This is a genomic window from Bacteroidota bacterium, assembly GCA_039821555.1.
Classification (GTDB): Bacteria; Bacteroidota; Rhodothermia; order Rhodothermales; family Rubricoccaceae; genus JBCBEX01.
The window spans coordinates 248,906-275,385 of sequence record JBCBNX010000004.1 but is presented as its reverse complement, the minus strand read 5'-3'; the positions used below and the strand labels follow the sequence as shown (position 1 = coordinate 275,385).

Sequence of the window (26,480 nt, the reverse complement as noted above, 5' to 3'; positions counted from 1 at the left end):
GGCCGTGTCGCTGGGTGTTCTCGACGTGTCCTAGGCTCGCTAGCCCGTCCAGACTCGTGCCCCGTGCTTTCTCCCTACAAGGTGAGTGCCAATTCCTACAGCAACGGCGTGGACGCGCGGCGTCTCGCCCCTCGCTCGTCCTGAAGCTTCAGCCCAGAGCAGGGCGCACTGGAGCAGGGCGCGAGGCGGTCGGAATGAGTCCTTACACGTTCCCTAGCTGCTGTACGGCCGATGCGCGAATGTTCGCTCGGCGGGCTGGAAACGCAAGACGCCGACCTCGTGGGGAGGCCGGCGTCTCGGAAGGTTGCCCTACTAGGATTCGAACCTAGAACCTCCTGATCCAGAGTCAGGCGCTCTGCCAATTGAGCTATAGGGCAATGGTGTCTGCGTCCAGTGGTGTGATCTGCGACGGACGTAGGACAAACAAACTAGGGTGACTTTACGGCGCGCGCAACGTGACTGCCTCGCTTCGCCCGCTCAGGCGCCGGTCTTGGCGACTTCTTCGACCATTCCGCCCTCAGGTAACGTGTCTTTCGGCGGGGCGCTGACCGCGTCCACCGGCTCACCTCGCCACGCCGCGATCTGCTCTACGATCATCGTGCGGACACGATCACGAAGCTCGGCGACATCGTCTTTCGTGAGGCCAGCCGTGGGAATCGCCGGAAGCACCTTCAGGTAGACCTGGCTCGGCTTCCCGAACTTCCAGTCGTGCTTCGGCAACGCATCCGTTGTGCCGTCGAGGGCGACGGGTAGAATCGGTACCTGGGCTTTGATCGCCAGCCGGAATGCCCCGTCGTAGAACGTCTTCACGCGGCCGTCCTTCGACCGCGTACCCTCGGGGAAGAACATCACCGAGCAACGTTGGTCGAGCACGTCCTTGGCGCGAATCAGGACGCTCGCCCGACTACGGGGGTCTTTCCGGTCCACCTCGATGTCGTCGGACAGCTTCATGAGCCACCCCACGATGGGGAGATCGAACAGCTCCTTCTTGCCAATCCACTTCATCTCCCACGGCAGGCGGCTCACCAGTGGCACGTCGGCGTTGGACTGGTGGTTGGAGACCACCACGTAGGGATGCTGAAGGTCCGTAGACCGCTCGCCCGAGATCTGGATGCGCCACGCTGGGTTGACCCGCGTCATCCACGAGCCCATGCGGCGGAACGTGCGCCCGGTGCGGTAGTGGATGGGGCTGCGGTCGAAGAGACGGACGAGCGCCATGGTGGGCAGCATCAGGGCGATGATGCCGATCATGGCCGCCCAGGTGAGCGCGGAGCGAAAAGCACCCATGACGTTGAGCGGGCAAGCGAGTCGTGAGGGGACGACGACCCCTCGGTCGCCAGGAACCCCGCTTGCACAGCCTGCCTACACCGTCCGTTCCGCAATGCCTATGCAAAGCCGCTAACCTCATTGTCCTCCGCTATTTCGCCCTCCTTTGCTTTGTCTACCCTCCAGGCGTTCATGCACCGATGCCTTGCGCTCGCCCGGCGTGGAGCCGGGACGGCGAGCCCCAACCCACTCGTTGGCTCGGTGGTGGTAGCCCCCGACGGCACGGTGCTCGGCGAGGGCTACCACGCGCGCTACGGCGAGGCCCACGCGGAGGTGAATGCCATCGCGGCTGCCGAGGCGCGGCACGGCACCGACGCGCTACAATCAGCGACGCTCTATGTCAACCTCGAACCGTGCAGCCACCACGGCAAAACGCCGCCCTGCGCCGACCTTATCCTGCACAAGGGCATCCCACGGGTCGTCGTAGGCATGGTGGATCCGTTCCCGCGGGTGGCCGGCGGCGGGATCGCGCGGCTGCGCGCGGCGGGCGTCGACGTGACGGTGGGCGTGCTGGAAGTCGAATGCCAGCGGCTCAACGAGGCGTTCGTCCACCACGTCGCGACGGGGCGACCACTCGTGACATTGAAGGTGGCGCAGACGCTCGACGGGGCCATCGCCACGCGCACGGGCGACAGCCGCTGGGTGTCGGGCGAGGCCGCGCGGACGCTCGTCCACCGCTGGCGCAGCCACCTCGACGGCGTGCTCGTGGGCAGCGGCACCGCCCGCGCTGACGATCCCGCGCTCACGGTGCGCCACGTCGAAGGCCGCCAGCCGGGGCGCGTCGTGCTCGACCGTACGGGCGGCCTCGCTCCCACCCTACGGCTGTTCACCGATGCACATGCAGCCATGACCGTCGTCGCCGTCTCGGAAGACGCGCAGCCGCCCTACGCCGACGCTCTCACCGACCGAGGCGGGACGCTGCTGCGCGTGCCGACGGTCGCCGACGAGGACGGCGACCACCTCGACTTGGGAGCCGTCCTGGACGCACTCGGCGCGGGCGTGGGCCCGCATCGCCCGATGCAGTCGCTGCTGGTGGAGGCGGGTCCCGGACTGGCGACGGCGCTCTTCGCCCAGGAGCTCGTCGATCGGTTCTTCTGCTTCGTTGCCCCGAAGGTCGTCGGCGCGGGCACGCCTGTGCTGCACGACCTCGGCATCAGTCGCATGGCGGAGGCACGGACGTTCGCGGACCACCGCTGGGAGGTCGTAGGCGAGGACATGCTGTTTCGAGGCTATGTGCGGAGGGTCGCAGGTCGTAGGTCGTAGGTCCAGGATCAGGAATCCAGCGAGCGCAGCGCCAGCCTCTCGGCTCGCCCTTTCCGCCCTTTGCTCTGTGGTTCCGATCTTGCGGCGCTTCCACCCGTCCAGCCCTCGCCGTGATGCGCCTGCTCCTCGTTCTCTCGTTGCTCCTTGCACTGCCCGCCCAGGCGCAGATCGACCCGGCTGACTACCAGGAGGCCGCCGACCGCATCATCGAGGCCGCGCTCGCCGACAGCGCGGCGTTTGAGCGGCTGGCCTACCTCGTCGACACGTTCGTCCCGCGCTTCAGCGGCACCCAGGAACTGGAGGATGCCATCGACTGGGTGATGAGCGAGATGGAAGCGGACGGCTTCGACGAGGTGCACGGGCAGGACGTGATGGTGCCCGCCTGGCAGCGGAACGGCGAGGAGGCCACACTGCTCCATCCGCGCGGCGAGCGTACCCTCGCCATGATGGGCCTCGGCGGCAGCATCGGCACCCTACCAGGGGGACTTACTGCAGAAGTGCTCGTCGTCTCCAGCTTCGACGAACTCACGAGCCTCGGTGACCGAGCACGCGGCAAGATCGTCGTCTACAACGTGCCGTTCACGACCTACGGCGAGACGGTCCGCTACCGCGTCTTCGGGGCCAACCAGGCCGCCGCCGCCGGGGCCGTCGCCAGCCTCGTTCGCAGCGTCGGGCCGATCTCGCTCCAGAGCCCCCACACTGGCACCATGCGCTACGACGACCGCTACCCGCGCATCCCGAACGCCGCGCTGTCGATTGAAGCCGCCGAGCTCCTTCAGCGCATGCAAGACCGCGGCGAGACGCCGGTCGTTCGCCTCTACATGGGCGCGCGCTTCGGCGACGATGCGCTCTCGCGCAACATCATCGCGGAGTTTCGCGGGCGCGAGCGCCCCGAGGAGGTCGTGGTCGTCGGCGGGCACATCGACTCGTGGGACGTGGGCACGGGCGCGATGGACGACGCGGGCGGCTCGGTAGTGACGTGGGAGGCGGTACGGCTTCTGATGGACCTCGGCTTGCGCCCCCGCCGCACCATCCGCGTGGTGCTCTGGACGAACGAGGAGAACGGCCTGCGCGGCGCGTTGAAGTACCGGGAATCGCTCGACACGACGGCGCTGCGCAACCACCAGCTCGCGCTCGAATCGGACAGCGGCGTGTTCGACCCCATCGGCTTCGGCTTCAACGCGACCGACGAGGCGTTTGCGATGCTCAAGCCCATCGACGCGCTCGTGGAGCCGGTGGTGACGCCGCGCCCGGACCGCTACGACGGGCAGTTCGGCCTGCTCGAAGGCGGCGGCGGGGCCGACATCGGCCCGCTGATCCGCGACGGCGTGCCGGGGATGAGCCTCAACACGGACAACGAGAAGTATTTCTGGTACCACCACTCGGACGCGGACACCGTGGACAAGCTCGACGCAGCGGAGGTGCAGCGGTGCGTGGCGACCGTGGCGATCCTGGCCTACGTGGCCGCGGAGATGCCGGAGCGGCTGCCCCACCGCGGGATGCTCGGCGAGAACTAGCCGTTGACCCAGCTTCATCGCCATGACACCGGCCACCTACAATCGCCTCCGGACGCTGGCACGCGCCTGTACCTGGGACGCCAGCAGCGCGGAGGACCTCCTGCACGACGCCCTGCTGGTGGCTGCTCGTAAGCAGGTGGACATGGAAACAGAGGATGGACGGCGGTGGCTCACGGGCGTACTCCGCAACCTCGCACGTCAGCACGCCCGCGGCGAAGGTCGCCGTCAGCAGCGTGAGGAGGACTATGCCACGCAGACGGCCGCCCCGAGCACCCCAAGCCTCCCCGAGGAGTTAGCGGTGCCGACCGACCTCGACGCGGAGGCACTCTGGGCAATGCTCCCGCCGTCGGTGCGCAGTGTCGTGGTGCTCGCCCTCCACGGCTTGGGGAAGGCTGACCTTCGCGCTGCGCTGGGCATCTCCGACACCGCGCTCCGCCAGCGCCTCCGCGTGGCCCGCCGCGCCCTCGGCACCCTCCCCGCTGACCTCCAGCGGGACGCACTCGCACGGGCCTACGCACGACGCCAGCGCCGGGCCGACACGCTGGACCTCGGCCTCATCCGCCGAGCACTCTCCCGGCGGCTCAGCACCGAGCCGAAGCAGGGCACCCTGGGTATCCACGACCCCGACGGCCACCTGATCGTCGTGAGCACGCGGCAGAGCTAGAGCCCCGCTTCGATTTTTCCCAGGCTTTTTTCGGGGGAGGGCTCACACCGACGCCATCGGCGGCCATGACTAGGTGAACCGTTCTCTCATCAACGTCTCCTGTTCCCATGTCTACCCCCACCCTCTCTGCCCTCTTCTTCTACGTCCGCGACCTGGACCGCACGGCTGCGTTCTACGGCGACGTGCTCGGGTTTCACGTCGAACGCGCCGAGGGCCACGACGGAGCCTACCTCATCGCATCGGCGGGCGAGGACCAGCCGGCGTTCGTGTTCTACCCTGCGGACGAGCCACCTGGCCGCAGCCCGGTCGTCGTGTTCGGCCTGGAAGGCGGGATCGAAGAGGCGTTCGCCGCGCTCGTCCGCCACAACGTCGAGATCGTGACGCCCGTGAGCGAGGCGCCCGACGGTGGGCTGACCGCCGACTTCCTAGATCCGGATGGGCACGTCTTGAGCTACTATCAGCCTGTCGAGCAGGCTTAAACGCTCTCGCTATCGGGCAAACACCTGCAGGAGCCCGTCCCAGCCTGTCGTGTAGGATGGGCTGCGGCGGGCCTGCTGCATCGACCATGCCTGGCCTGTCTCCGTGTCCTTGACCGGGCGCACGGTGCCCTGGCTGCCCCACACGACGGTGCGGCGGCCCCAGCGCTGGTTCACCCCGTCGATGGCGTCGAGCAGGAGGCGGTGCTCGGGCGTCGGCCCTGGGTCGAACAGGTGGACCTGCTTGGGGACTTCGCGCGTGAGGTCGAACAGGGTCACGCCCGCTTTTTTCCAGCGGTAGGGCGTGCTGCAGGGCGCGGCGGGGACGTACATCTGCCGCAGCAGCCGCCGGACGACCTGCAGCAGGCGCGTCGTGTCGAGCGTGCGCGGCGAGAGCCTGGCCGTGGCTGCGAGCGTGCGGTGAGGGCCAGGCCCGAAGCGCTTCGTCGTCACGTAGGCTTCGAGGCCGCCCGCCACGAGGCCCTCGCCCCGCAGCTTCTCAGCGGCCCGCGCGGTGTGCGTGGCCAGCGCCTCGCCGAGGTCCGCCACATTGGTAACCGGCTTACCAAAGGAGCGGCTGCGGATGAGCGTCTTGCGCGTGGCCGGGACGAGGTCGAGCGGGAGGCAAGGCGTACCGCGGAGTTCGTGCGCCGTGCGCAGCGCCACCACGTTGAGGTTGCGCTTCACCCAGACGTCCGGCAGCGCGGCGAAGTCGGCGGCCGTGCGAACGCCACGAGCACGTAGGCGCTTTGCCCAGCGCGGACCGATGCCCCACACCTCGCCCACCGGGAATGTGCGCAACGAGGCGGCGCGCTGCGACGCCCCCCAGAGACATACGACGGGCGGCTGCCCTTCCCGCATCCGCTGCTTGGCCACCTCGCTCGCCATCTTCGCGAGCGTCTTCGTCGGGCCGAGCCCCACACGCATCGGGATGCCCGTCCACGCGCGGACCCGCGCCTCGATGGCGCGCCCCTGCGCCTCGGCCTCGGCCTGCGAGTCGGCCCAGAGGTGCAGGAACGCCTCGTCGATGCTGTAGCGCTCGACCTCCGGGCTGAAGCCTTCCAGGATCGCCGTGATGCGGCGGCTCAGGTCGGCGTAGAGCGCATAGTTCGACGAGAACACGGCGGTGTCGGCCTTCGCGAGTCGGTCACGCACCTTGAAGTACGGCGCGGCCATCTTGACACCCAACCGCTTTACCTCCTCCGACCGCGCGACGACGCAGCCGTCGTTGTTGGAGAGCACCACCACGGGACGCTTCTCCAGCATCGGGTCGAAGGCGCGCTCGCAGGAGACGTAGAAGTTGGAGCAGTCGGCGAGGGCAATGACGCGCATGGGCACAGCGCCTACAATGCGTGAATGACGTGCGTGACGACGCCCCAGATGCGGCATTCCTCGCCCTCGCTCAGCCGGATCGGCGGGTAGAGTTCGTTGTGGGCGAGGAGGTAGAGTTGCCGTCCCATGCGGCGGTACTCCTTGACCAGCATCTCCCCGTTCAGGACGGCCACGACCGTGTGTCCGTTGCTCGGCTCGATGGTGCGGTCGATCACGAGGAGGTCGCCGTCGTGGATGCCCTTGCCCGTCATCGAGTCGCCCTCGGCACGCGCGAAGTAAGTGCCAGGCGGGTTGCGCACGAGGTAGGCGTGGAGGTCGAGGTCCTGGTCGACGTGGTCGTCGGCGGGCGACGGGAAGCCCGCGGCCACGCGCGAGAGGAAGAGCGGACGGGGGGCGTCGAGGTTGCCGAGCAGTTGTTCAGGATCGAGGAGAGCCTGGATACGCAGCGGTTGAGACGGGAGCATCGAGGAGGGAATGCGCTTCGGAGGGATCGTAACGAGAAGTGGGAGAGCGCGCGGCCAACCAAGAACCGCGGGGGTGACACGTACCCTGTCACCGGGGCGCTCACACCCTCTACGCCGCGCTCAGAGCCGGGCCCGTCCTCTCGCTTCGCCCAGCCCGCCTATCGGCACGGCTCTCTCACCGCCACGACTCCACCGCCTCGGTGAGCGTGAGCAAGGGCATTGCCGCGGCCGTGTCTTCGAGCACCTGCGTGTAGGTGGCGGCCTGGTGGGGATGCAGGAGCGCATCGCCGACCGTGTTGTGCCACAGCAGCACCGCCACGCCGCTGAAGCGCCGCACCTGCGCGACGACCTGGCGGAACGCCTCCCGCACTGCCTCCGGGGTCAGCGCACGGTGCTGGAAGAGGGTCGTGTCCATCGCATGCACCGGGAGCGCCCAGAGGTCGAGCGGCGCATCTGCATCGAGGTCGTAGAGTTGCACCGGCATCGTGGTCGCGCGCCGGAAGCCCTCGTGGGCCGAGAAGCCGAGCGTACTGTCGAGGTGAAACCCGGCGGCGGCCTGGAGCCGCGGCGTCCGGACGGCATCGTGGCGGAGGTAGTGCTGCCGAACTGCGCGGACAGGCTGACCGACGAGGCGGGCCAGTCGATCCCGCTCCGCGAGGAGGCGGCCGACGTGGTCGTGGGCGAAGTAGCCGGGATGCAGGCCGACTTCGCCCCCGCTTTCTAGGACGCGGCGCGTGAACCTGCGGAGATCCGCCTCGCGCGCCCGATACGGCACATCCTCGGCCGCATCGGCGCTCATCTTCAGGAATACCGTCGCGTGCCCGCCCAGCACTTCCACGGGGTCGAGCAGCAGGTCGAGGCCGTGCTGGAAGGGATCGGGCCCGACGAGGCTGCGCCACGACCCGATGCCCCGGAGAGCGCGTGCCGCCACGCCGAGCCGTCGCCGGCGCCAGTGGTCGATGTCGTACGTCAGACAGACGGCCCCCTGACGCTCGGCGGGCCGCTGCGCTCCCGTGCGCCAGCCCAGCCGCTCGAAGGCCACGCCTTGCTCGGCCAGCGCCGCGCCTAGGCGTGCGCGGTAGGCGTCGACCGCAGGCCAGAGTACGGTCGGTATTGCCGGAGGCTTCGCAGCGGCACGGTCGAGTTCGACGTGCAGCGATGCCGCGTACGGGAAGCGCCCGTGGACGTCGCGCTGGCGCGTGGTCGCCTCGTGCCAGCCGCTGAGCCAGTAGAATGCCGAGGCCACGAGGTCGGCGCCCTCGAACGGCTCCGACGACAGCGCCTCCCCGTCCAGCGGGAAGAGCACCGGCCAATCCTCATCGTCCCAGCGGAGTGTCGTCGCCGCGCGGGCCTCGTAGCGCTGCTGCGTCGCGAAGAACGCGGCGGTGCTGGCATGGTGGCGGAGCCGGAGTGCGCGCGCAGGCGCAGCCGTCGGCGTGACGCCGTAGTAGAGCCCGCCGCCGCTCAGCCCCTCGCGGTCCGTCCAGGTCGGCCGCAGCCCGAGCGGGCGCAGCAACTCGACGAGCGCATACCGCGCCTTCGCCGCCATGACAGGGAGCACCTCCACGCAGGTCGGCAGCGGAGCAAGGCGGGAGGCGTCGAAGAGCACAGCAGGTTGCGAGGGTCGAGGGTCGAGGGTCGAGGGTCGAGGGTCGAGGGTCGAGGGTCGAGGGTCGAGGGTCGAGGGTCGAGGGTCGAGGAAGCAACGCGGCCCGGCCGGTCCTGTCAAACGAATTTCGGGGACGGCGCGGATCGATGCGAACGTGGACCGAGGCGTACGTCGCCGCCTGCTGTGCCTCGGCGTTCGTACCCTGTCCCCCGCTTCCGTCCGCTCGCCCCTGCTCTCGTGCCTAGCCGCTTCAAGCTCTTCAGCGACCCGGTCCACGGCTTCGTGTCCGTGCCGAAGGGCCTCGTGCTCGACGTGATCGAGACACCCGAATTCCAGCGGCTGCGGCGCATCCGGCAGCTCGGCCTCGGCCACCTCGTCTTTCCTGGCGCGGAGCACACGCGCTTCGGCCACGCGCTCGGGGCAATGGCGCTCATGCAGCAGGCCCTCGGCGTGCTCCACGAGAAGGGCACCCCGCTCTCACCGCAGGAGGTCGAGGCGGCGCACCTCGTGGCGCTGCTGCACGACATCGGCCACGGGCCGTTCTCCCACACGCTAGAGCACGACCTGATCGGCGATGATGAAACGGGCACGTTCCACCACGAGACGATGTCGCGGGCCCTCATCGCGCGGCTCGACGACCGCTTCGAGGGGCGGCTCGGCCTCGCGCTCGCGCTCTTCGACGGCACCTACGCGCGGCCCTTCTTCCACGAACTCGTCGCCTCGCAACTCGACGTGGACCGGCTGGACTACCTCCGCCGCGACTCGTTCTTCACGGGCGTTGCCGAGGGCGTGGTCGGCGTGGAGCGGATCATCAAGACGATGCGCGTGCACCCGACCGAGGGCGGGCCTGGATCGCGCATCGTGATCGAGGCGAAGGGCGCGTATGCCGTCGAGAGCTTCGTGCTCTCGCGGCGGCTGATGTACGCGCAGGTCTACCTCCACAAGACGGTCATCGCCGCCGACCACGTGCTGCGGAGCGCGTTTGCCCGGGCACAGGTCCGCGCTGCGGCAGGCGATCCCGCCGTGGAGGCGTCGGCCCCGCCGCTCTGGTTCTTCTTGGCCAACCGAATCACGACGGCACAAGCCACCGAGCCGGAGGTCGTGGATGCCTTCGCGCGCCTCGACGACACGGGGCTGCTCTACAGCCTCACGCGCTGGATGGAGTCGGACGACCCGATCCTCGCCGACCTTAGTGCGCGCTTCCTGCAGCGCCGCCTCTTCCAGACGCGCTACCTCGACGCGGAGCCGACCGAGGCCGACCTCGCCCGCTGGCACGCGCAGGCTGCCGATTGGCTCGTCGGGCGCGGCGTCCCCGCCACCGTTGCTGAGACTGCAGCGCCGCTCTACGTCACGCCAGGCGTGTCGCGGCTCCGCGCCTATGCGCAGGCGCACACCTCGATCTGCATCCTGGAGCGCGACGGGCGCATCCGCGAACTCTCCGAAGCACCCGACGCAATCTCGGTGGGCGCGATGGCCGGCGCTGTCTCGAAGCCGTACGTGTGCTTCCCGAAGGACCTCGACCTGCACCTCTAGAACGCAGCGCCTTTTGACGGCAGCGCCTTTTGACGGCAGCGCCTTTTGACGGCAGCGCCTTTTGACGGCAGCGCCTTTTGACGGCAGCGCCTTTTGACGGCAGCGCCTCTGAGATCCGAGCGTCAGAGGGCGGGCCGTGCTCAGTTGCCCGTGAAGGCGTCTTTCATGCGGCTGAAGAACGAGCGCTTCTCGCCGCCCGTCTCGGGCTGGAAGGCTGGGTCGTCGCGGAGCGATTCGAGGGCAGCGCGGGCCTCGGGGCCGAGGTCTCGTGGCGTCCAGACGTGGACACGCACCATCTGGTCGCCGCGTCGGCTGCCGCCGAGCTCGGGCAGGCCGCGGCCGCGCATGCGCAGGATGCGCCCGCTCTGGATGCCGGGGTCGATCTGGAGGCGGGCACGGCCCTTGAGCGTGGGCACCTCGACTTCGGTGCCGAGCGCCGCGTCGGGCACGGAGAGCGCGAGGTCGTAGATGATGTCCAGGCCGTCGCGGGTGAAGTGCTCGTGCTCGACCTCTTCGATCTCGACGCGGAGGCTGCCCGCCGGACCGCCGCGCTGGCCAGCGTTGCCCTTGCCGCGCAGGTTGAGATACTGCCCCTCCGACACGCCCGCTGGCACCTCGATGGTGACCATCTCCTCGCCCTTGATGCGGCCCTCGCCCCCGCACTCGTTGCAGCGGTTCTGCACGATCCGGCCTTCGCCGCGACACTGCGGACACGGCTGCACGTTGACGAACTGCCCGAAGAACGAGTTGGACACCTGGCGTACCTCGCCGGAGCCCTTGCAGGTCGGGCACGTGATGTAGCCTGCTTCTCCGCCTTCAGCGCCGGACCCCGAGCAGGCGCCGCAGGTGATGTACTTGCGGAGCTTGAGTTGCCGTTCGACCCCCTCGGAGATTTCTTCGAGCGTGAGCTTGAGCCGTACGCGCAGATCAGAGCCTGCTCGCCCGCCCCGCCGCCCGCCGGTGCGCTGGTTGAAATCGAAGCGGACGTCGCTGCCAAAGATGTCGGAGAAGGCCGAGAAGATGTCCGAGATGTCGTTGAAGCCAGGGCCGGGCTGGCCGCCGGGGCCACCCGCCGCCGCACCGCGCAGGCCGGCGTGGCCGAAGCGGTCGTAGCGCTGGCGCTTCTCGGGCGTCGAGAGCACCTCGTAGGCCTCCGCGGCCTCCTTGAACTTGGTCTCCGCCGCCTCGTCCCCCGGATTGCGGTCCGGGTGGTACTTCATGGCCAGCTTGCGGTAGGCCTTCTTGATTTCGTCTGCGGAGGCCGACCGGGAAAGGCCGAGAATCTCGTAGTAGTCGCGCATGGGTGGAGAGCGTGGGAGACGGCTGGGCGCTGGGAGGCGCGCTACTGGGCGACGACGACGCGGGCGTGGCGCAGCACGCGCCCGTCGAGGGCGTAGCCACGTTGGATTTCGGCGAGGATGGTTCCGGAGGTGATCTCGGGGTCGTCCACCGGCTGCTGCATCAGCGCCTCGTGGACACGCTCGTCGAACGGCTCGCCGACGGTCTTGATGGGCTGCACGCCGAGCTTCTCCAGCTCGCCCGTGAACTTGCGGTAGACCAGTTCGACGCCTTCGCGGAGCCCTTCGAAGGCCGGGTCGTCGGTGGACTGCTTCTCGGCCGTCTCCGTGGCCGCCTGGAGGGAGCGGCGGAAGTCGTCGTACACGTCGAGGATGCGGACGACGGCCTCGGCGCGGCCGCGGGCGGCGGCCTGGCCGAGCTCGGCGGTCGTGCGGCGGCGGTAGTTCTCGAACTCCGCGGCCTTGCGCTTGACCTGGTCCTGCGCGGCGGCGAGGTCAGCGACCAGGCGGTCGTTCTCGTCGTTCAGTTCTTCGATCTGGAGTTGGCGTTCGGCGAGTTCGTCCACGGCGTGGAGGGCTACTTCAGCAGCGTCGGTGTTGGTGCCGATGTGCTGCGACACGCTGTCGCGCGCGTCGGGGTTGATGGGGGTCGTCGACATAGCGGTGCGGGGTTGCGGAGGGTCGAACGGTGTGCAGAGAGACGAGGAAGGCGTAGGGTCAGGCGGCGGAACGGCTCAGCAGCGACGCCACGCGCTCGACGAGGGCGACGGCGCGCCCGTAGTCCATGCGCGTCGGGCCGATCACGCCAACGCGGCCGATGGTGTCGCCGACGCGGTAGGGCGCCGTCACGACGGCGTAGTCGGGAGCCGCGATGGCGTCCCCGGTGAGGTCGGTGGTGAGTTCGCGTCCGATGAGCACGATAGCGCTCGCGTCCTCATCGCCGGGCTCGACGGGGTCGGCTTCGAGGAGGTGGACGACGGCCTCGCCGTCCTCGACCATGCGGATGAGGCCGCGCACGACCTCCGGGTCCTGGAACTCGGGCTGCGCGACGAGGTGGTGCGGGCTGCCGACCTGCGCGCGGCGGTTGGGCGGCTCGCGGAAGAGCGTGTCGGCCTCACGAACGACGAGTCGGACGAGGCCCGCCGGGTCGGGCGTGGACGGATCGCCCAGCAAATCGTCGAGGCGGGCGGCGCCGGTCTTGCGGATCTCGCCGAGCGAGAGGCCCGCCAGGCGCTCGTTGAGCAACGTCACGAGGCGCGGGAGGTCGCTGCGCCGGATCTCCGCGTCAGCCTCCGCGATGATGGTGCGGACCAGCCCGCCGCGCACCTCCAGCACGAACATCACGCGCGACGAGGAGAGCGGCACCACGTCGATGCGGTCGAGTGTGCCGGTCGCAAGCTTGGGCGTGAGCACCACCCCCAGGAGCTGCGAGAGCTGCCCGAGCAGGCGGCTCGACGTGCGCGTGAGTGCTTCGATGTCGCCGTAGAGCGCGTCGAGCGACTGCCGGAGGATGGCCTCGTCGCCGGGCGTGAGGCCCGCCACGTTCATCAGCGAGTCGACGTAGAAGCGATAGCCGAGTTCGGTGGGCACGCGGCCCGCCGAGGTATGCGGGTGGCCGAGGTAGCCGAGTGCCTCCAGGCGGCTCATCGTGTTGCGGATCGACGCCGAGGAAAGCACGATCTCGTCCTCTTCGGAGATGACCCGCGAGCCGACAGGCGCCGCCGTCTGCACGAAGCGCTGCACGACGAGCCGCAGGATGGACTGCTCCCGCTCGGACAGAGCGGGGGCCGTCGGGCGAAGCGGAATAGAGCGGCGGGAGTCGGGCATGACAGGATGGCAACCGGACGTACTCCGGTAAGTGCAGGATCTATTGCACAAAGGCCGTGCCGCACGTGGCATCAGGTAGGCGGTCACAGCGTGCGTCTAACCGGATGCCCCTCGGCGCGTTTCCCACCCCGATTCGTTGCCCGGCGCTCCACCTGTTCTTAACAGGCTAGCCGCGATCGGCTCGCACGCGCTGCGGCACCCCCTTACGCCCCTACCGGCCCCACACCATCACGCCACCGACGTGCCCTGTGTAGACAACCAGCAGCGCAGCCACGAACGCGAGGAGGACCACAACTGCTCGGACCCATAGCGGATCGCGGCCGAGGCGCAGCACCGAGTTGGCCTTGCGCCACGAGGCCCTGCGCCACCGTCGCCAGGCACTTAACCCGGCAAGCAGGAGCACCAGCGCGATGGTGAGCCGCAACACCCACGCGGCCGTCGTCCTGTGCTGCGCGATCAGCTCCTCGACGATGGGCGTGCCCTCCACGCCTTCGTAGAGGGCCTTCCCGGTCCGCATCGCCCACCACGTCGCCAGCGCCGTGACCGCGAACCAGACGAGCAGCCCGGCACGCACGCGCGGCCGGCCGGTGAATGCGTAGACGCATGCGCCGAGCGCGCCGAGCGGCACCAGCACCACCGGGGCATGCACCGCAAGCGGGTGCCACGTTGTCAGTTCGTACTCAAACGGGGCCAGGAGCCAATCCATCGCGCGAAACATCAGGGAAGGGAGTGACTTGCTAACCTAGCACCTGACCGTACGCCGTGCCTGGCGTGGACTCTTGGTGCGAACCCATCGTCCTCCTCAATGACTTCGTCTGTCCATGTCGTCGATTCCTGAACAGGTTCGTGCCGAGATCCTCGACCGGCTGCGTGCCATCGAGGCAGAGGAAGGCGTGCGCATCGTCTATGCCTGCGAGTCTGGGAGCCGGACCTGGGGGTTCCCCTCGGCCGACAGCGACTTCGACATCCGCTTCCTCTACGTCCGCCCTCCCGATTGGTACCTCAGCATCAACGTCGAGCGCCGTCCCGACGTGCTGCGGCGACCGATTGGTGCGTCCGAGAGCGGGGCCGTGCTCGATCCGGCAGGGTGGGACCTCCGCAATACGCTCCGCCTGCTGCGCAGGTCGAACGCTTCGCCCCAGGAGTGGCTGCGCTCGCCCATCGTCTATCGGGAGAACGAGGCCGTCGTGCCTGCCTTGCGCGCCCTCGCTGCCGAAGCGTTCCGGCCGCTCGCGGTCTACCACCACTACCGCAGCATGGCGAAGGGCACCTACCACGACCACCTCGCAGGCCCGGAGGTGAACACGAAGAAGTACTTCTACGCCCTTCGCCCGCTGCTCAACGTCCGCTGGATCGAGGCGGGCTTCGGCCCCGTTCCGACCGCGTTTAGCGCGGTCCTTGATGCCGTCTCGCCCCCCGGCCCGCTCCGCGCCACCGTGGACGCGCTCATTGACGCGAAGCGCTCGGGCAGCGAGGGCGACGCCGCAGCGCGCATCCCGGTGCTGCAGACCTTCATCGAGGGCGAGTTGGAACGACTGGAGAAGGCCACTCCGCCCCCCGCGACCGATCCTATTTCGGCGGGCCGCCTCGATGCCGTCTTCCGCTCAGTCGTTCGGCAGGTCTGGGCGTAGCCTCCGGCGTGGAATGCACCGGTGCGAGGATCCGCTGAAGGATGTGCGTCGGTGCAACAGCACGGAGATCCATCCGTAGGGGACGCGCATCTTGGAGGGCCTCCGGCTCCCCCATCGTGTCCCACGCCAGCCGTGTCTCACGTTTGCGCCGGTGGCCCCGCTCTCGACCCGCCTCCCTCCTGCGGTCGCACCACGAGTCCCTCTCGTACTTCCTCCTCCTGCTCTATGAAGCTCTCTTTTTCGTTCTGTATGGCGATGCTGCTCGGTGCCCTGCTTGCGGTCCCGCAGACCGCCACCGCTCAAGACGACGTGATGGCCGTCGACGCCACCGCCCCCGCGCTCCAGGGCGCCGCCCTCCCGCCGCTCCTCGACCGCGACCTCTTCTTCGGCGACCCGGAGATCGCCGGCGGCACGCTCTCCCCCGATGCCTCGATGATCGCGTTCAGCAAGCCCTACGCGGGCGTGATGAACGTGTGGGTCAAGGACCGCGACGCCGACTTCGAGAGCGCCCGAGCGCTCACGGCCGACGACCGCCCCGTAGGCGGCTACCGCTTTAGCCAGGACAACCGCTACCTGCTCTACGTCCAGGACAAAGGCGGCAACGAGGACTTCCACGTCTACGCCGTCGACCTCCGTGCCGACGCAGACGACGAAACCGGCGTCCCGCCCGCGCGCAACCTCACCGACATGGAGGGCGTCCGCGCACTCATCTACGACGTGCCCAAGGACGACCCGGCGAACATCCTCGTTGGCCTCAACGATCGCGATCCGGCCTGGCACGATGTCTATCGCCTCAACCTGGAAACCGGCGAGCGGACGCTGCTCATCGAGAACACCGAGCAGATCGCTGGGTGGATGGCCGACCTCGACGGTGAGGTCCGCCTGGCGCTGCGCACCGACCCCGGCACCGGCGAAACGCAGGTCCGCCCCATCGGCGGAGACGGCTCCATCGGCGAGACGATCTACACGTGCTCGGTCATCGAGACGTGCAGCCCGGTCCGCTTCCACCCGGACGGCGACAAGGTCTACATGATCACCAACACCGGCGACCGCGACCTCATTGAGTTCGTCCTCTTCGACCTCAACACGCAGGAGGAGACGCTCATCGAGCGCGACCCCGAAGGCCGCGCCGACTTCGCTGGCGCACGCTTCTCGGATGAGACCAACGAACTGCGGCTCACCTACTACAACGGCGACCGCGTGCGCCTCTACCCGAAGACCGAGGCTGCGGAGGCAGACCTCGCCTTCCTGCGTGAGAGCCTGCCGGACGGCGAGATCTACCCCGGCTCGACCGACCGGAGCGAGCGCTACGTGGTCGTCCGCGTCACCCGCGCCGTCGATCCTGGCTCGCGCTACCTCTTCGACCGCGAGGCCCGCACGGTGACGAAGCTTTACACGTCGCGCCCAGAGCTGCCCGTGGAGCACATGGCCCCGATGCAGGTCGTCCGCTACGAGGCCCGCGACGGCATGGAGATCCCGGCCTACCTCACGCTCCCGCAAGGCGTCGAGGCGGCGAACCTCCCTGTCGTGATGCTCATCCACGGCGGGCCGTGGGCGCGCGACTCCTACGGCTACGACAGCTTCGCGCAGTTCATGGCCAACCGTGGCTACGCCGTCATGCAACCCAACTTCCGCGGCTCGACTGGCTACGGCAAGGCGTTCCTCAACGCGGGCAACAGGGAGTGGGGCACCGGCGCGATGCAGCACGACATCACCGACGGCGTGCAGTACCTCATCGACCAGGGCATCGCCGACACCGAGCGCGTGGCCATCATGGGCGGCTCCTACGGCGGCTATGCCACGCTCGCAGGCGTCGCCTTCACGCCCGATCTCTACGCCGCCGGCGTCTCGATCGTGGGCCCGAGCAACATCATCACGCTGCTGGAGTCGATCCCGCCCTACTGGGAGGCGGCCCGCACGATGTTCGCTACCCGCGTGGGCGACATGAACGACCCTGAGGAGCGCGCGATGCTCGAAGCGCAGTCGCCGCTCAACAGCGCCGACCAGATCACCTCGCCGCTGCTCGTGATCCAGGGCGCCAACGACCCGCGCGTGAAGCAGCGCGAGAGCGACCAGATCGTCGTCGCGCTGCGCGACCGCGGCTTCCCGGTCGAGTACATGGTCGCGATGGACGAGGGCCACGGCTTCCGCGGCCGCGAGAACCGCACCGCGATGTTCGCCAAAGTCGAGGCGTTCCTCGCCGACCACGTTGGCGGGCGCTACCAGGCCGACATGCCGGAGGACATCAGCACCAAGCTCGGCGAGATCATGGTGGACCCGGCCACGGTGACGGTCACCGACCCGAACGCCAACGCCGGAACGTCGGACCTCTCGTTCGAGAATGCCACGCTCACGCCGCGCTCGATGACCTACAACGTCGTCATGAACATCCGCGGCCAGGCCATGCCCCTCGACGGGGCCCGGCGCATCATCACGGCGATCGAGCACGAGGGCCAGCCCGCCTACGCCATCGTGGACCACGCCACGCTACCCGCCGCGATGGGCGGCATGGCGCTCCGCGACTCGTTCGTGGTGGCCCAGGGCACCCTCAAGCCGCTCGCCCGCACGATGAACCAAGGCCAGATGTCCATCGAGATGGGCTACAGCGATGCGACCATCGAGGGCCTGATGTCGGCTCCGCAAGGCTCCATGCCGATGAGCATGGCGCTCGACGCCCCCGTGGTGGCCGACGGCCTCGCGATGGAGGCCGCGCTCGGCACGCTACCGCTGGAGGTGGGCTACACGGCGCAGTACAGCGCCTTCGCACCGGCCACCCAGCAAGTGCAGGACCACATCGTCACCGTGACTGGCATGGAGACGGTCGAGGTCCCCGCGGGCACCTTCGAAACCTTCGTCGTGGAAATCGACAAAGTGGATGCGACGGACGACATGACGCTCTACATCGACGCCGAGACACGCGTGGGGGTGAAGAGCACCTCCACGTTGCCTGCTCAGATGGGCGGCGGCACCGTCGTCTCCGAGCTCACGAGCATGGCCGACGCCGTGACCAGCGAGCCGGCCGACAACGCCAGCGGCGAATAGCCGCGGTGGTCTGATTGACGAGTCCCACAGGGGCGGCGCCGGATGGCGCCGCCCCTGCTTGCTTCTGTGCTACTCGTCGCCGTTGCGTAGGTCGCGCGCGCGGATCGTGTGCGACCAGAGGAGCGCGCCGTCCACGTCGTAGGCGTTGAGTTCCATCACGCGGTCGGTGCGCGGCCCAGAGAGCGAGAGCGTCCCGAAGTGCCGTTGCGTGACAAAGGTGCCCGGCACCCGGTCCGGGTTCTCTTGCTCAAACCGCGCCGACGAGGCTCCTGCCGTGAGCGGCGACGAGGTGAAGTCGAACAGCGGATACCGCCCTGGTCGGTCGATGCGGATCAGCTCGCCGTGGTGACGGTCGCCGGAAAGGAACAGCACGCCTTCGATGCCGCGCGCGTCGATGGCGTCGAGGAGCCGCTGGCGCGCGTGCGGGAACGTCGCCCAGTTCTCGAAGAGTTGGAAGCGGCTGAGCACCTGCCCGCCACTCACGACCACCTTGAACGGCGCGCGGCTCGCCGTGAGCGCGTCGATGAGCCACTGCTCCTGCGCGTCGCCCAGCATCGTCTTGTCGGGTGTGCGCGGCGCGTCGGAGGGACTGCGGTGGTAGCGGTTGTCGAGCAGGAAGAACTCGACATCGCCCCACTCGAAGTGGCCGAAGACGCCGGGCGTCTCGGGGAGGCCATAGGTCGGGTTAGCCCAGTAGCGCTTGAACGCGTCGAGCGTTTCGCCTTTGAGCACGTAGGAGCGGTCCGAGTTGTTGGGGCCGAACTCATGGTCGTCCCACGTCGCGAAGTGGTGCGTCGCGGCGAGCAGCGGCTGCATCTCAGAGAGCGCGCGCGTGTGGCTGTAGCGGTAGTCGATGCCGCGCTCGGACCACCAGTCGACCTCGCGGAGGTAGACGTTGTCGCCGAGCCAGAGCATGGCGTCAGGTTGCTGGGCGGCGATGGTTTGGTAGATCTGGTAGTCGCCGCCGTAGCCATTACCGGGCCGGTCAAAGGGTGGGTCGTTGACGTAGGCGCACGAGCCGAAGGCAATGGTGAACTCGGGCGGGTCAGTGCGCCACTGCCAGAGCGTCTGCGTCTGGAACACCGTCGGGTAGGGCCGCGCGACGACCTCGCCGTCGAGCAGCACGTCGTAGGCGTAGCGCGTGCCAGGCTCCAGCCCGAAGAGCACGACGTGAGCGGTGAGCCACGAGTCGCCGTCGGCGCGGACGACCTCGGACACCTCGAAGTCTATCGTAGCGCCTTCGGGCCGGTAGCGCACCTGCACGTCGGCAGGCTGGGTCGTCTGCACCCACACGGCTACCTCGCGGTGGGTGCTATAGCCAAGCATGGGCCCCGACTGGAGAAGAGCGTCCTGGGCGTGGACCAGGGGGGCGGCAGTCAGGAGAACGAGGACGAGAACGCTGAGCGATCGGAGGTGCATGGGAGCGACGGGCAGCGGTGAGACAAGCAGGGAAGCGCCGCAAGATCGCCCCCGGCGATGGCTTCGCGATGACCGTTCCATGATGTCCAAACGAAAGCGGCCCCGCGACGAGGTGTCGTGGGGCCGCCAGGGATGGGCCTCATGCTGGGAGCGGGCCTTACTTCTTCGCCGTCTTGGCGGGCTTGATCGTCTCCACGTAGGCCTTGAAGCCCTTCGTGTCGCCCTTGGCGAGGAAGCCAGCCTGCTTGGCCCAGGTCTCCTCGTTGGCGATGCCGTCGCCGCCCTTGCTACCGTCGCCGATGGACTTGCGGAGACTCGTCAGGCTCGCCTTGGCGATCTGAGCGAACGTCGTGATGCCGTCGGCGTGGAGGGCACGCTCGTAGACCTTGCCGAGGCCGTAGATCTTCTTCAGATCGTCGGGCTTGGCGGCGCCGTTGGTCTTAGGAGCGGCCTTAGCAGCCAGCTTGGCTGCGGCCTTGGGCGCCGCTTTCTTGGCGGGAGCCTTGGTGGTAGGCTTGGCTGCGGCCTTCGGAGCCGCCTTCTTCGCAGGAGCCGCCTTCTTCGCAGGAGCCTTGGCAGCCGGAGCTTTGGCAGCAGAGGCCTTGGCAGCCAGAGCCGCCTTCCTGGCCGGGGCTTTCTTGGCGGGCGCCTTCTTCGCAGCAGGCTCAGCGACCGGAGCCGTCACGACCTCAAGCGCGTCGAGGTACCAGTCGGCGCGGCCCGAGAGGCCAACCACCTCCCGGTCGCGGAGGTCGAGGCCAAAGCCTGCGCCCCCGGGGCCGCCAAAGGCGTCGGTGGCGCGCTTATCGGTGTGCACTACGAGGGCATCGAGGTACCAGTCGGCACGGCCCGAGAGGCCAACGAGGCGCTCGCCCTCGGCGAGCTCGACGGTGTGCTTGTTGCCGCCCGGCGCGCCGAGGCGCGGGAGCGTGTGATGGTTGCCGTCAGCGTCACGCACGACGAGCTCGACGGCGTGGACGTACTGGGCCGCGTAGACGTGAACGCCCGCGATGGTGGCACCCGCAGGCACCGCGACGGTGGAACGCTCCCGGCCGCCGAGGCCGCCGATGCGATGGGTGTTGGTAGCCATAGTGAGTCTTTTCAGGTAGAGGGTGGTCGGTGAGACCGGAAGTAATCAGGGTGGTTCACGAGCACCATGCTCGCTGAAGTGTAAGATATTACATCTTCTTCCGACACCCCAATCAACTGACTATTAAGCCTGTGCGCGGTTTTTGTATAGACCGTGTTTGTCGATATACTTCCGAAGCGCTTCCGGAACCATATACCGAATTGTCCTCGCTTCCGACACCCTCTTCCGAAGCTGTGTACTCGACACATCTAGGCGCAGCGCGTCTACCGTGGTCACCTTTGCGCGCACCGAGGCGGGCAGTTCACGGAGGTCTTCGCTGAGTCCGTCCCCAGGGCGGCGGTAGACGCCGAGGGTGACTTGCGCGAGCAGTGCCTCCCAGCGATGCCAGCGCGTAAAACCGGCCAGGCTGTCGCCGCCGAGCAGCAGCACGAGTGCCTGACTGGGACGCGCAGCGCGGAGGGCTTCCACGGTGTCCACGGTGTACGAGACCCCAGCGCGCCGGATCTCCAGGTCCGATGCCTCGAAGCGGGGGTTGTCCCGGACGGCAAGCTCGACCATCGCGAGGCGATGTTCCGGTGCAACAGACGCCGGATCGCCCTGCTTGAACGGCGACGTGGCTGCAGGCATCCACAAGACGCGGTCTAGGCCTAGTGCCTCTCCCATCGCCTCTGCGACTGCGAGGTGTGCGATATGAGGCGGGTTGAACGTGCCTCCGAACAAGCCCAGGCGTGCGGTTGTCATGCGCGTCCTGCGTTGCTGAACAGGTCAGGCATTGCTACAGGTCAGACTTCGGCAGGTCAGACTTCGGCAGGTCAGACTTCGGCAGGTCAGACTTCGGCAGGTCTCAGCCTCCAGCGCGGGCTGTGGCGGCGTCATGTCCACGCTGGGCAACGTCATAGACCGATTCGGCCTGGCGCACGAGCGGTGACTCGGGGAAGATTTGCACGAAGCGGTCGTAGGTACCGAGTGCCTCCTGGAAGCGGTCGGCTTGCCGGGCGGGGATGCTGTTCTGCGCGTAGGTGGTCTGCGCGCGCAGCGCCCCCAGGAGCGCGTCGTCGGCGTAGGGCGAGCTGGGGTGCTCGTCGAGGACGGCGAGATAGGCAAGCGCAGCGGCTTCGTAGAGTTCGCGCCGCATGTAGAGCTGGCCAGCCTCGAACTGCTTGCGGGCCAGCTTCTCGTTCAGCTCTTCGAGGCGCTGCACGGCTTGATCCGCGCCTTCGCCAGCGGGGTAGCGGCGGAGGTAGCCGCGGATAAAGCCGATGGCCCGCTTCGTCTCGGTCTGGTCGAGCTGGTACGGCGGCGAGAGGCGGTAGTAGCTCTCGATGCGTCCGAGTTCGGCCTCTTCCTGCCGCAGGTCGTTGCGGTAGAACTCGATGAAGCGGGTGTATTCGCTACCGGCGAGCAGAAACTCGCGGTTGCACTGGTAGGCTTTGGCGAGGTGGAGCTGGGCGTCGTCGGCCCACTCGTGGGTGCGCCCAAAGTCGAAGACGCTCCGGAAGTGATCGATGGCGCGGACGCATTTGCCGCGCTCGAAATCGTTGAGGCCCTTGTTGTAGGCCTCCTCAGGCGTATCGGAGGAGACGCGGCCTGCAGCACTGCACCCGGCCCAGAGGACGAGTGCGGCCAGCATGAGAGCGAGCGAGAGGAGACGCGAGAGAGGCGCCATGAGTCGGCGAGGTGGTCTAGAGATCGTATCCAAGGCGGCAGCGAGCGCGTCGGCGAAGAACGCGAGGCCCCGCGGCCTTATTGCAGGTCGGCGTAGGGCATCGGCTATTCGACGAGCACGCGCTGTCCGTCGCGGACTTCCATGAGGTAGAGCGCCTGGTTGCTCTGCCCGCCTGCCAGGTCGATGCGGATGCCGAGCCCCTGGTAGGGCGCGGCGCTGCGGAGCGCGTTGGCGAGCGCGTCGCGGGGCGCGTTCTCGGTCGCGGGGAGCGATGCAAGCTGGGTGAGGAGGAAGCGCGCGGTGTCGTAGCCGGTGTAGGCGAGGCGGTCGGGGTCTACGCCGCCCGAGAGCGCCCGGTAGCGCTCCACGAAGTCGAGCCCGCCGAGGCGATCACGGTCGGGGACGAAGTCGAGCGTGTAGGCCAGGGCGAAGGGACCGGCGGGCTCGATGTCGCTCATCGTGTGCCACACGCCGTTGCCCAGGAGGCGCAGGCCCACGCCAGCTTGGTCGAGGTTGCGCACCACATTGCGCATCGTCTGCTCCGCGTCGCGGCTGTCGAGCGGCACGTAGAGCGCGTCGAGGGTGGCGAGGTCGGTGGCGGGGAGGCGCTGGGTGAGCGAGAACCAGTCGCGGCGGTCGCCGAGCAGGTCATAGACGGGCACCGTCGCGCCGAGGCGGGTAGCCGTTGCATCGAAGACCGGGGCCATGCGCCCGCCGGTGCCATCCTGCTCAGCCACGACGCCCAGCGTCCGTGCGCCCATGCCGTCGAGGGCAAAGCGCGCCATGGTGCGGGCGCGGGTCGTGGGCGTAGGGTTGAGTTGGAAGGCGTAGCGCCGGCGCTCCGTGACGGCCTCGTCCGTGGCCATCGGCGCGAGCAGCGGGAGCTGCTGCCGCTCGGCAGCCTCGGCAGCGTCGAGCGCCTCGGCGCTGTAGAGCGGCCCGATCACGGCGCCCGCATTTTGGCTGGCGAGGAGGCCCAGCGCCACACGTGCCCCGTCGCCGCTGCCCTGCGAGTCCCGGAAGACCATCCGGACAGGTGCGGCGGGGTTGGCCCCGTTGTGCTCGTCCACGGCGATGCGGATGCCGTTGAAGAGGGCCTGGCTGAAGTTGCCATCGCGTTCGCCGACGGGCAGCATGATGCCGAGGTTGAACGGCCCGCGCGGCTCGGTCCGGCTCGCGCGGACGGAGGCTTCGAGGAGCCGCTGCGCTTCGGGCGCATAGCGGCTGCGCGGAAACTGGTTCACCAGCGTGGTGAAGATGCCGAGGGCTGCCGGGAAGTCGGCCTCGGCATAGTGCGCCTTGCCAGCCATCAGGTAGGCGGCGGTCGTCTTCGTGTGGAAGCCGAAGTTGGTGGCAGCCTGCAAGAACCAGGTGGCAGCCGCCCCATAGTCGGCAGCCTCGTAGCGCACGAGGCCGCGCTCGAAGCTCGCCTCAGCCCGCGCACTCGTCGGGGCCTCAACGGGCTGGGCCGCACTCGGAGCGATGCCGAGCGAGGCGAGGACGAAGAGCAGAACTGCGAGGGGGAGCAGGCGCATGGCGGGCGGGGTGGAGAGCGGAGCAAACTACACCGCCGCTGCGCTTCTCCCCGTGAATGCACGTCGGATTTGGAGCCGCACCGGAAGACCGCCTGCTGCACTCCCCTCTGCCTGCTGCAGTCTCACTGGTCCCACGTGAGCGTGAACGCGTTTGGGCCGTCCACGATGGCGCGGTCGTAGGTCTGCTGCGCGCTCGTAACCGGGTCGACGAGGGTGACGCGCACGCGCTTCGGCATCGTGAAGGTGCCGAGCAATTCGTTGTTCTCCCCTCGGTAGGCTAGTTCGCCCGAGCCGTTGAACGCAGGCGCTAGGGTGACGTCGAGCGTCTCGAACGCGCCGTCGGCATCAGTCTCCCCGCGCACGTCTGGCCCGTCGGTGAGGCCCACAGGGAAGGCGACCCAGCGCGCAGCGAAGCGCTCGCTCACCACCATGTCGTTGACGAGCATGCGGACAACATAGACGCCCGTGGGCACGCCCCCACCCTCCCAGACGGCTGCGAAGCTGCCGGTGGACTGCGCAGGCCGCTCATCCGTGAACACCAAATTCCCTGGGAGGTCGCGGATTTCAACGCGCGCATCGTGGCTTTCGTCCCCAATGAAATACGACACGGTGGCCCGCTGGAGGAACGGATTCGGAAAGACCGCACCGAGGCCGCTCTGCGAGGGCGACACCAGCACTTCGTCGCTAAGGCCGGAGACGCCCTGCGTGTCCTCGTGACGCAACTGAAGCACGTAGTCACCGGGGGCGATGGGCGCCTCGAACTCATAGGAGCGGTCGCTGCCCGTCGTCCCCCCGCCTTCCACGAAGCCGATGACGGAGAAGCCCCCTGCGCTCTTCTCACGTAGCTGCACCTCGAAGCCCAAGTTCTCGGCCTCCGCCGACGTGACCCACGTGACGTTGAGCGTCGATTCTGAGAGCCCTTCAATGATCGTCGCATCGACACGCTCGTACGTGACCGTGCTCGACGTTTTACCCGCGAGAGCCTGGTGAGGAGCCGCCTCCGCTGCCGCCACACACGTCTCCGCCAGCACTCCTACGGACAGCGCCGAGAAGCAGGGACGGATTGCCACGCGTAGCCCCTCGACGGGCTCCCCGCCTGGCGTCTCGGCAACGACCGCAATGCGGAAGCGGTCATTCGGCGGGTCAGCGGGATCGGGCGCGTCGGTTTCTGTCGAGGATGAATCGCACGCGGCGAGAACCAGGGCAAGAGCCAAAAGCGAAAGACGTACAGAAGGCATGCGCGGAGGGAGGGGTGTGGTGGGATGGCCAGGGTGTCGATGAGACTCAGGGCGCAAGGATAGGGGGGATCCCCCGATACCTACAAGGCACACCTTCAACCTCACCTCAAACGCGAGCGGCCGCGAACCCGAAGCCCTGAGACCGCACGAATCTGTCGGGCTCATTCGTCGGTGGACGCCTGCTACCCTCACCGGATCCGGTGGAAGCGGGTTCTCCCGCGCAACCTCACTGGTCCCACGTGAGCGCGAACGTGTTCGGTCCGTCCACGATGGCGCGGTCGTAGGCCTGCTGCGCGCCCGTCGCCGGATCGATGAGCGTGACGCGCACGCGCTCTGGCAGCGCAAAGGTGCCGAGCAACTCGTTGTTGAGCCCGCGATACTCCAACTCGTCCGGGCCGTAGAACGCCGGGGCTAGCATGACATCGAGCGTCTCGAAAGTGCCCATCGCGTTGGTCGCCCCGCGCACGTCTGAGCCATCGATGGCGTCGTCCGGGAGCACGGCCCACCGCGCCACCGCAAACGCGCCTACGACCTCGTCATCGACGCGAACCCGGACGGTGTACACCCCGCTAGGTACCCCTTCGGCGGTCCACTGAATCCGGTAGCCTCTCGCTGGCTGCAGGGGCTCGTCATTGGTGTACACGACATTCCCAGCGAGGTCAACGATATCGACGCGTGTGTTCGGGCTTTCGTCTCCTATGAAGTAGTCGAGGGTTGTCTGGTCCGTGAAAGGGTTGGGATACACCGAGGTCAGGCGACTTGACGGAATGGGGGGCGCCTCATACGTGACCGGGACCTCGTCACTGAAGGTAGAGGTGCCGTCCAGGTCCTCCTGACGGAGCCGCAGTACGTAGCTCCCCACGGTGATGGTGATCCGAAACTCATAGAACTGGAGTTCCTCGATCGTCCCCGCTCCCTCCACGAACCCGAGCACCTCGTACTCCTCGGCACTCGCCTCGCGAATCTGCACCTCAAAGCCGCGATTGTTGACCTCCATGGTTGTACGCCACCGAAAGAAGAGCAACGCTTCCAGGAGAAGCCCACTGGTTTCCACCTCAAAGCCCTGATACGTGACACCGCTCGTTTTTGCGATTGCAGCAGGCTGTGTGGGCGCGGTCGGCGCGTCCGCGACACAGGGGTCCCCTTGCCCGCCTGTCAAGTTCACATCAATGCAGGGACGGATCGCTACGCGCAGCCCCACCACCGGCTCCCCGCCCGGTGTCTCGGCGACGACTGCGATGCCGAAGCGCTCGTCTGTAGGCTCCGTCGTCGAGGAGTCGCACGCGCCCAGCATGAGCGCGGCGGCACACGCGAGAACGGCCAACGCCATACGACACGAGTTCCTCGCGCTGGACCTACGGAAGAGGATGCGTGGCGACGGGACTGCAGGCATACGTAGCAAGCGAGGAAGTTGGAGGTGGGACAGCCGTGACGAGAGCCTCAGGACGGCCCCAGGGGATACCCCCAGCCTCCACTAACGCTGATCTGGTGTTGTTCCTGTGTCCGTCCACACGATAGCAGAACCGATTCCTCGATCGACCCCGCTCAGA

The 26,480-nt window shown here is 68.1% G+C and carries 22 protein-coding genes and 1 tRNA gene; 7 read left to right on the top strand and 16 right to left on the bottom strand.

Annotation, left to right across the window (positions count from 1 at the left end):
- Window positions 1–304 precede the first annotated feature (304 nt).
- Window positions 305–377: transfer RNA gene (locus tag AAFU51_07065), tRNA-Gln, on the bottom strand.
- 100 nt (window positions 378–477) lie between these two features.
- Entirely contained in the window at window positions 478–1,287 is an 810-nt protein-coding gene (locus AAFU51_07060) for a lysophospholipid acyltransferase family protein (protein ID MEO1571013.1), read from the bottom strand.
- 171 nt (window positions 1,288–1,458) lie between these two features.
- Between AAFU51_07060 and ribD the strand changes: the two genes are divergently transcribed.
- The 4 genes from ribD to AAFU51_07040 all read left to right on the top strand — a co-directional run bounded on the left by ribD (window position 1,459) and on the right by AAFU51_07040 (window position 5,249).
- The gene (gene ribD, locus AAFU51_07055; GenBank protein MEO1571012.1) at window positions 1,459–2,589 is read left to right on the top strand and encodes a bifunctional diaminohydroxyphosphoribosylaminopyrimidine deaminase/5-amino-6-(5-phosphoribosylamino)uracil reductase RibD; all 1,131 of its coding nucleotides are present in this window, start codon (window positions 1,459–1,461) and stop codon (window positions 2,587–2,589) included.
- A 113-nt stretch (window positions 2,590–2,702) separates the two neighbouring features.
- Window positions 2,703–4,106, top strand: a complete 1,404-nt coding sequence (locus AAFU51_07050) for a M20/M25/M40 family metallo-hydrolase (protein MEO1571011.1) — start codon at window positions 2,703–2,705, stop codon at window positions 4,104–4,106.
- 22 nt (window positions 4,107–4,128) lie between these two features.
- A complete protein-coding gene (locus AAFU51_07045) occupies window positions 4,129–4,770 on the top strand; it encodes a sigma factor (protein MEO1571010.1) in 642 nt (213 codons plus the stop codon).
- 107 nt (window positions 4,771–4,877) lie between these two features.
- The gene (locus tag AAFU51_07040) at window positions 4,878–5,249 is read left to right on the top strand and encodes a VOC family protein (GenBank protein MEO1571009.1); all 372 of its coding nucleotides are present in this window, start codon (window positions 4,878–4,880) and stop codon (window positions 5,247–5,249) included.
- Window positions 5,250–5,258: 9 nt separating this feature from the next.
- Here AAFU51_07040 and AAFU51_07035 read toward each other — a convergent pair whose 3' ends face one another.
- The 3 genes from AAFU51_07035 to AAFU51_07025 all read right to left on the bottom strand — a co-directional run bounded on the left by AAFU51_07035 (window position 5,259) and on the right by AAFU51_07025 (window position 8,651).
- Window positions 5,259–6,578 carry a Y-family DNA polymerase gene (locus AAFU51_07035; protein ID MEO1571008.1) on the bottom strand — a complete coding sequence of 440 codons (1,320 nt, stop codon included), beginning with the start codon at window positions 6,576–6,578 and terminating at the stop codon, window positions 5,259–5,261.
- A gap of 11 nt (window positions 6,579–6,589) precedes the next feature.
- The gene (locus tag AAFU51_07030; protein MEO1571007.1) at window positions 6,590–7,042 is read right to left on the bottom strand and encodes a S24 family peptidase; all 453 of its coding nucleotides are present in this window, start codon (window positions 7,040–7,042) and stop codon (window positions 6,590–6,592) included.
- Window positions 7,043–7,217: 175 nt separating this feature from the next.
- Window positions 7,218–8,651, bottom strand: a complete 1,434-nt coding sequence (locus AAFU51_07025) for a polysaccharide deacetylase family protein (GenBank protein MEO1571006.1) — start codon at window positions 8,649–8,651, stop codon at window positions 7,218–7,220.
- 237 nt (window positions 8,652–8,888) lie between these two features.
- Between AAFU51_07025 and AAFU51_07020 the strand changes: the two genes are divergently transcribed.
- Window positions 8,889–10,184: an HD domain-containing protein gene (locus tag AAFU51_07020; protein MEO1571005.1), complete on the top strand. Its 1,296-nt coding sequence runs from the start codon at window positions 8,889–8,891 to the stop codon at window positions 10,182–10,184.
- A 140-nt stretch (window positions 10,185–10,324) separates the two neighbouring features.
- Here the strand turns inward: AAFU51_07020 and dnaJ are convergent, their stop codons facing one another.
- From dnaJ to AAFU51_07000, 4 genes are all read right to left on the bottom strand, one after another.
- Window positions 10,325–11,485 (bottom strand): molecular chaperone DnaJ, encoded by a 1,161-nt coding sequence (dnaJ, locus tag AAFU51_07015; GenBank protein MEO1571004.1) that lies wholly within the window; start codon window positions 11,483–11,485, stop codon window positions 10,325–10,327.
- 41 nt (window positions 11,486–11,526) lie between these two features.
- Window positions 11,527–12,141 (bottom strand): nucleotide exchange factor GrpE, encoded by a 615-nt coding sequence (locus tag AAFU51_07010; protein MEO1571003.1) that lies wholly within the window; start codon window positions 12,139–12,141, stop codon window positions 11,527–11,529.
- 58 nt (window positions 12,142–12,199) lie between these two features.
- A complete protein-coding gene (hrcA, locus tag AAFU51_07005; GenBank protein MEO1571002.1) occupies window positions 12,200–13,309 on the bottom strand; it encodes a heat-inducible transcriptional repressor HrcA in 1,110 nt (369 codons plus the stop codon).
- Window positions 13,310–13,520: 211 nt separating this feature from the next.
- A complete protein-coding gene (locus tag AAFU51_07000; protein ID MEO1571001.1) occupies window positions 13,521–14,027 on the bottom strand; it encodes a DUF2231 domain-containing protein in 507 nt (168 codons plus the stop codon).
- A gap of 103 nt (window positions 14,028–14,130) precedes the next feature.
- Between AAFU51_07000 and AAFU51_06995 the strand changes: the two genes are divergently transcribed.
- Window positions 14,131–14,940: a nucleotidyltransferase domain-containing protein gene (locus AAFU51_06995; protein ID MEO1571000.1), complete on the top strand. Its 810-nt coding sequence runs from the start codon at window positions 14,131–14,133 to the stop codon at window positions 14,938–14,940.
- Window positions 14,941–15,165: 225 nt separating this feature from the next.
- Window positions 15,166–17,982, top strand: a complete 2,817-nt coding sequence (locus AAFU51_06990) for a S9 family peptidase (protein MEO1570999.1) — start codon at window positions 15,166–15,168, stop codon at window positions 17,980–17,982.
- A 69-nt stretch (window positions 17,983–18,051) separates the two neighbouring features.
- Here AAFU51_06990 and AAFU51_06985 read toward each other — a convergent pair whose 3' ends face one another.
- The 7 genes from AAFU51_06985 to AAFU51_06955 form a co-directional block, all read right to left on the bottom strand.
- On the bottom strand, window positions 18,052–19,401 hold the full coding sequence (locus AAFU51_06985) for an alkaline phosphatase D family protein (protein ID MEO1570998.1): 1,350 nt from the start codon (window positions 19,399–19,401) through the stop codon (window positions 18,052–18,054).
- Window positions 19,402–19,558: 157 nt separating this feature from the next.
- Window positions 19,559–20,491 carry a hypothetical protein gene (locus AAFU51_06980; protein ID MEO1570997.1) on the bottom strand — a complete coding sequence of 311 codons (933 nt, stop codon included), beginning with the start codon at window positions 20,489–20,491 and terminating at the stop codon, window positions 19,559–19,561.
- Between the two features lie 123 nt (window positions 20,492–20,614).
- Window positions 20,615–21,232 carry a nicotinate-nucleotide adenylyltransferase gene (gene nadD, locus AAFU51_06975; GenBank protein ID MEO1570996.1) on the bottom strand — a complete coding sequence of 206 codons (618 nt, stop codon included), beginning with the start codon at window positions 21,230–21,232 and terminating at the stop codon, window positions 20,615–20,617.
- 103 nt (window positions 21,233–21,335) lie between these two features.
- Window positions 21,336–22,157, bottom strand: a complete 822-nt coding sequence (gene bamD, locus AAFU51_06970) for an outer membrane protein assembly factor BamD (protein ID MEO1570995.1) — start codon at window positions 22,155–22,157, stop codon at window positions 21,336–21,338.
- Window positions 22,158–22,261: 104 nt separating this feature from the next.
- Complete coding sequence (locus tag AAFU51_06965) at window positions 22,262–23,692, bottom strand: ABC transporter substrate-binding protein (protein ID MEO1570994.1); 1,431 nt, start codon at window positions 23,690–23,692, stop codon at window positions 22,262–22,264.
- Window positions 23,693–23,814: 122 nt separating this feature from the next.
- Window positions 23,815–24,930 (bottom strand): T9SS type A sorting domain-containing protein, encoded by a 1,116-nt coding sequence (locus tag AAFU51_06960; protein MEO1570993.1) that lies wholly within the window; start codon window positions 24,928–24,930, stop codon window positions 23,815–23,817.
- A gap of 226 nt (window positions 24,931–25,156) precedes the next feature.
- Window positions 25,157–26,260, bottom strand: coding sequence for a T9SS type A sorting domain-containing protein (locus AAFU51_06955; GenBank protein MEO1570992.1), 1,104 nt, complete (start codon window positions 26,258–26,260; stop codon window positions 25,157–25,159).
- Window positions 26,261–26,480 lie beyond the last annotated feature (220 nt).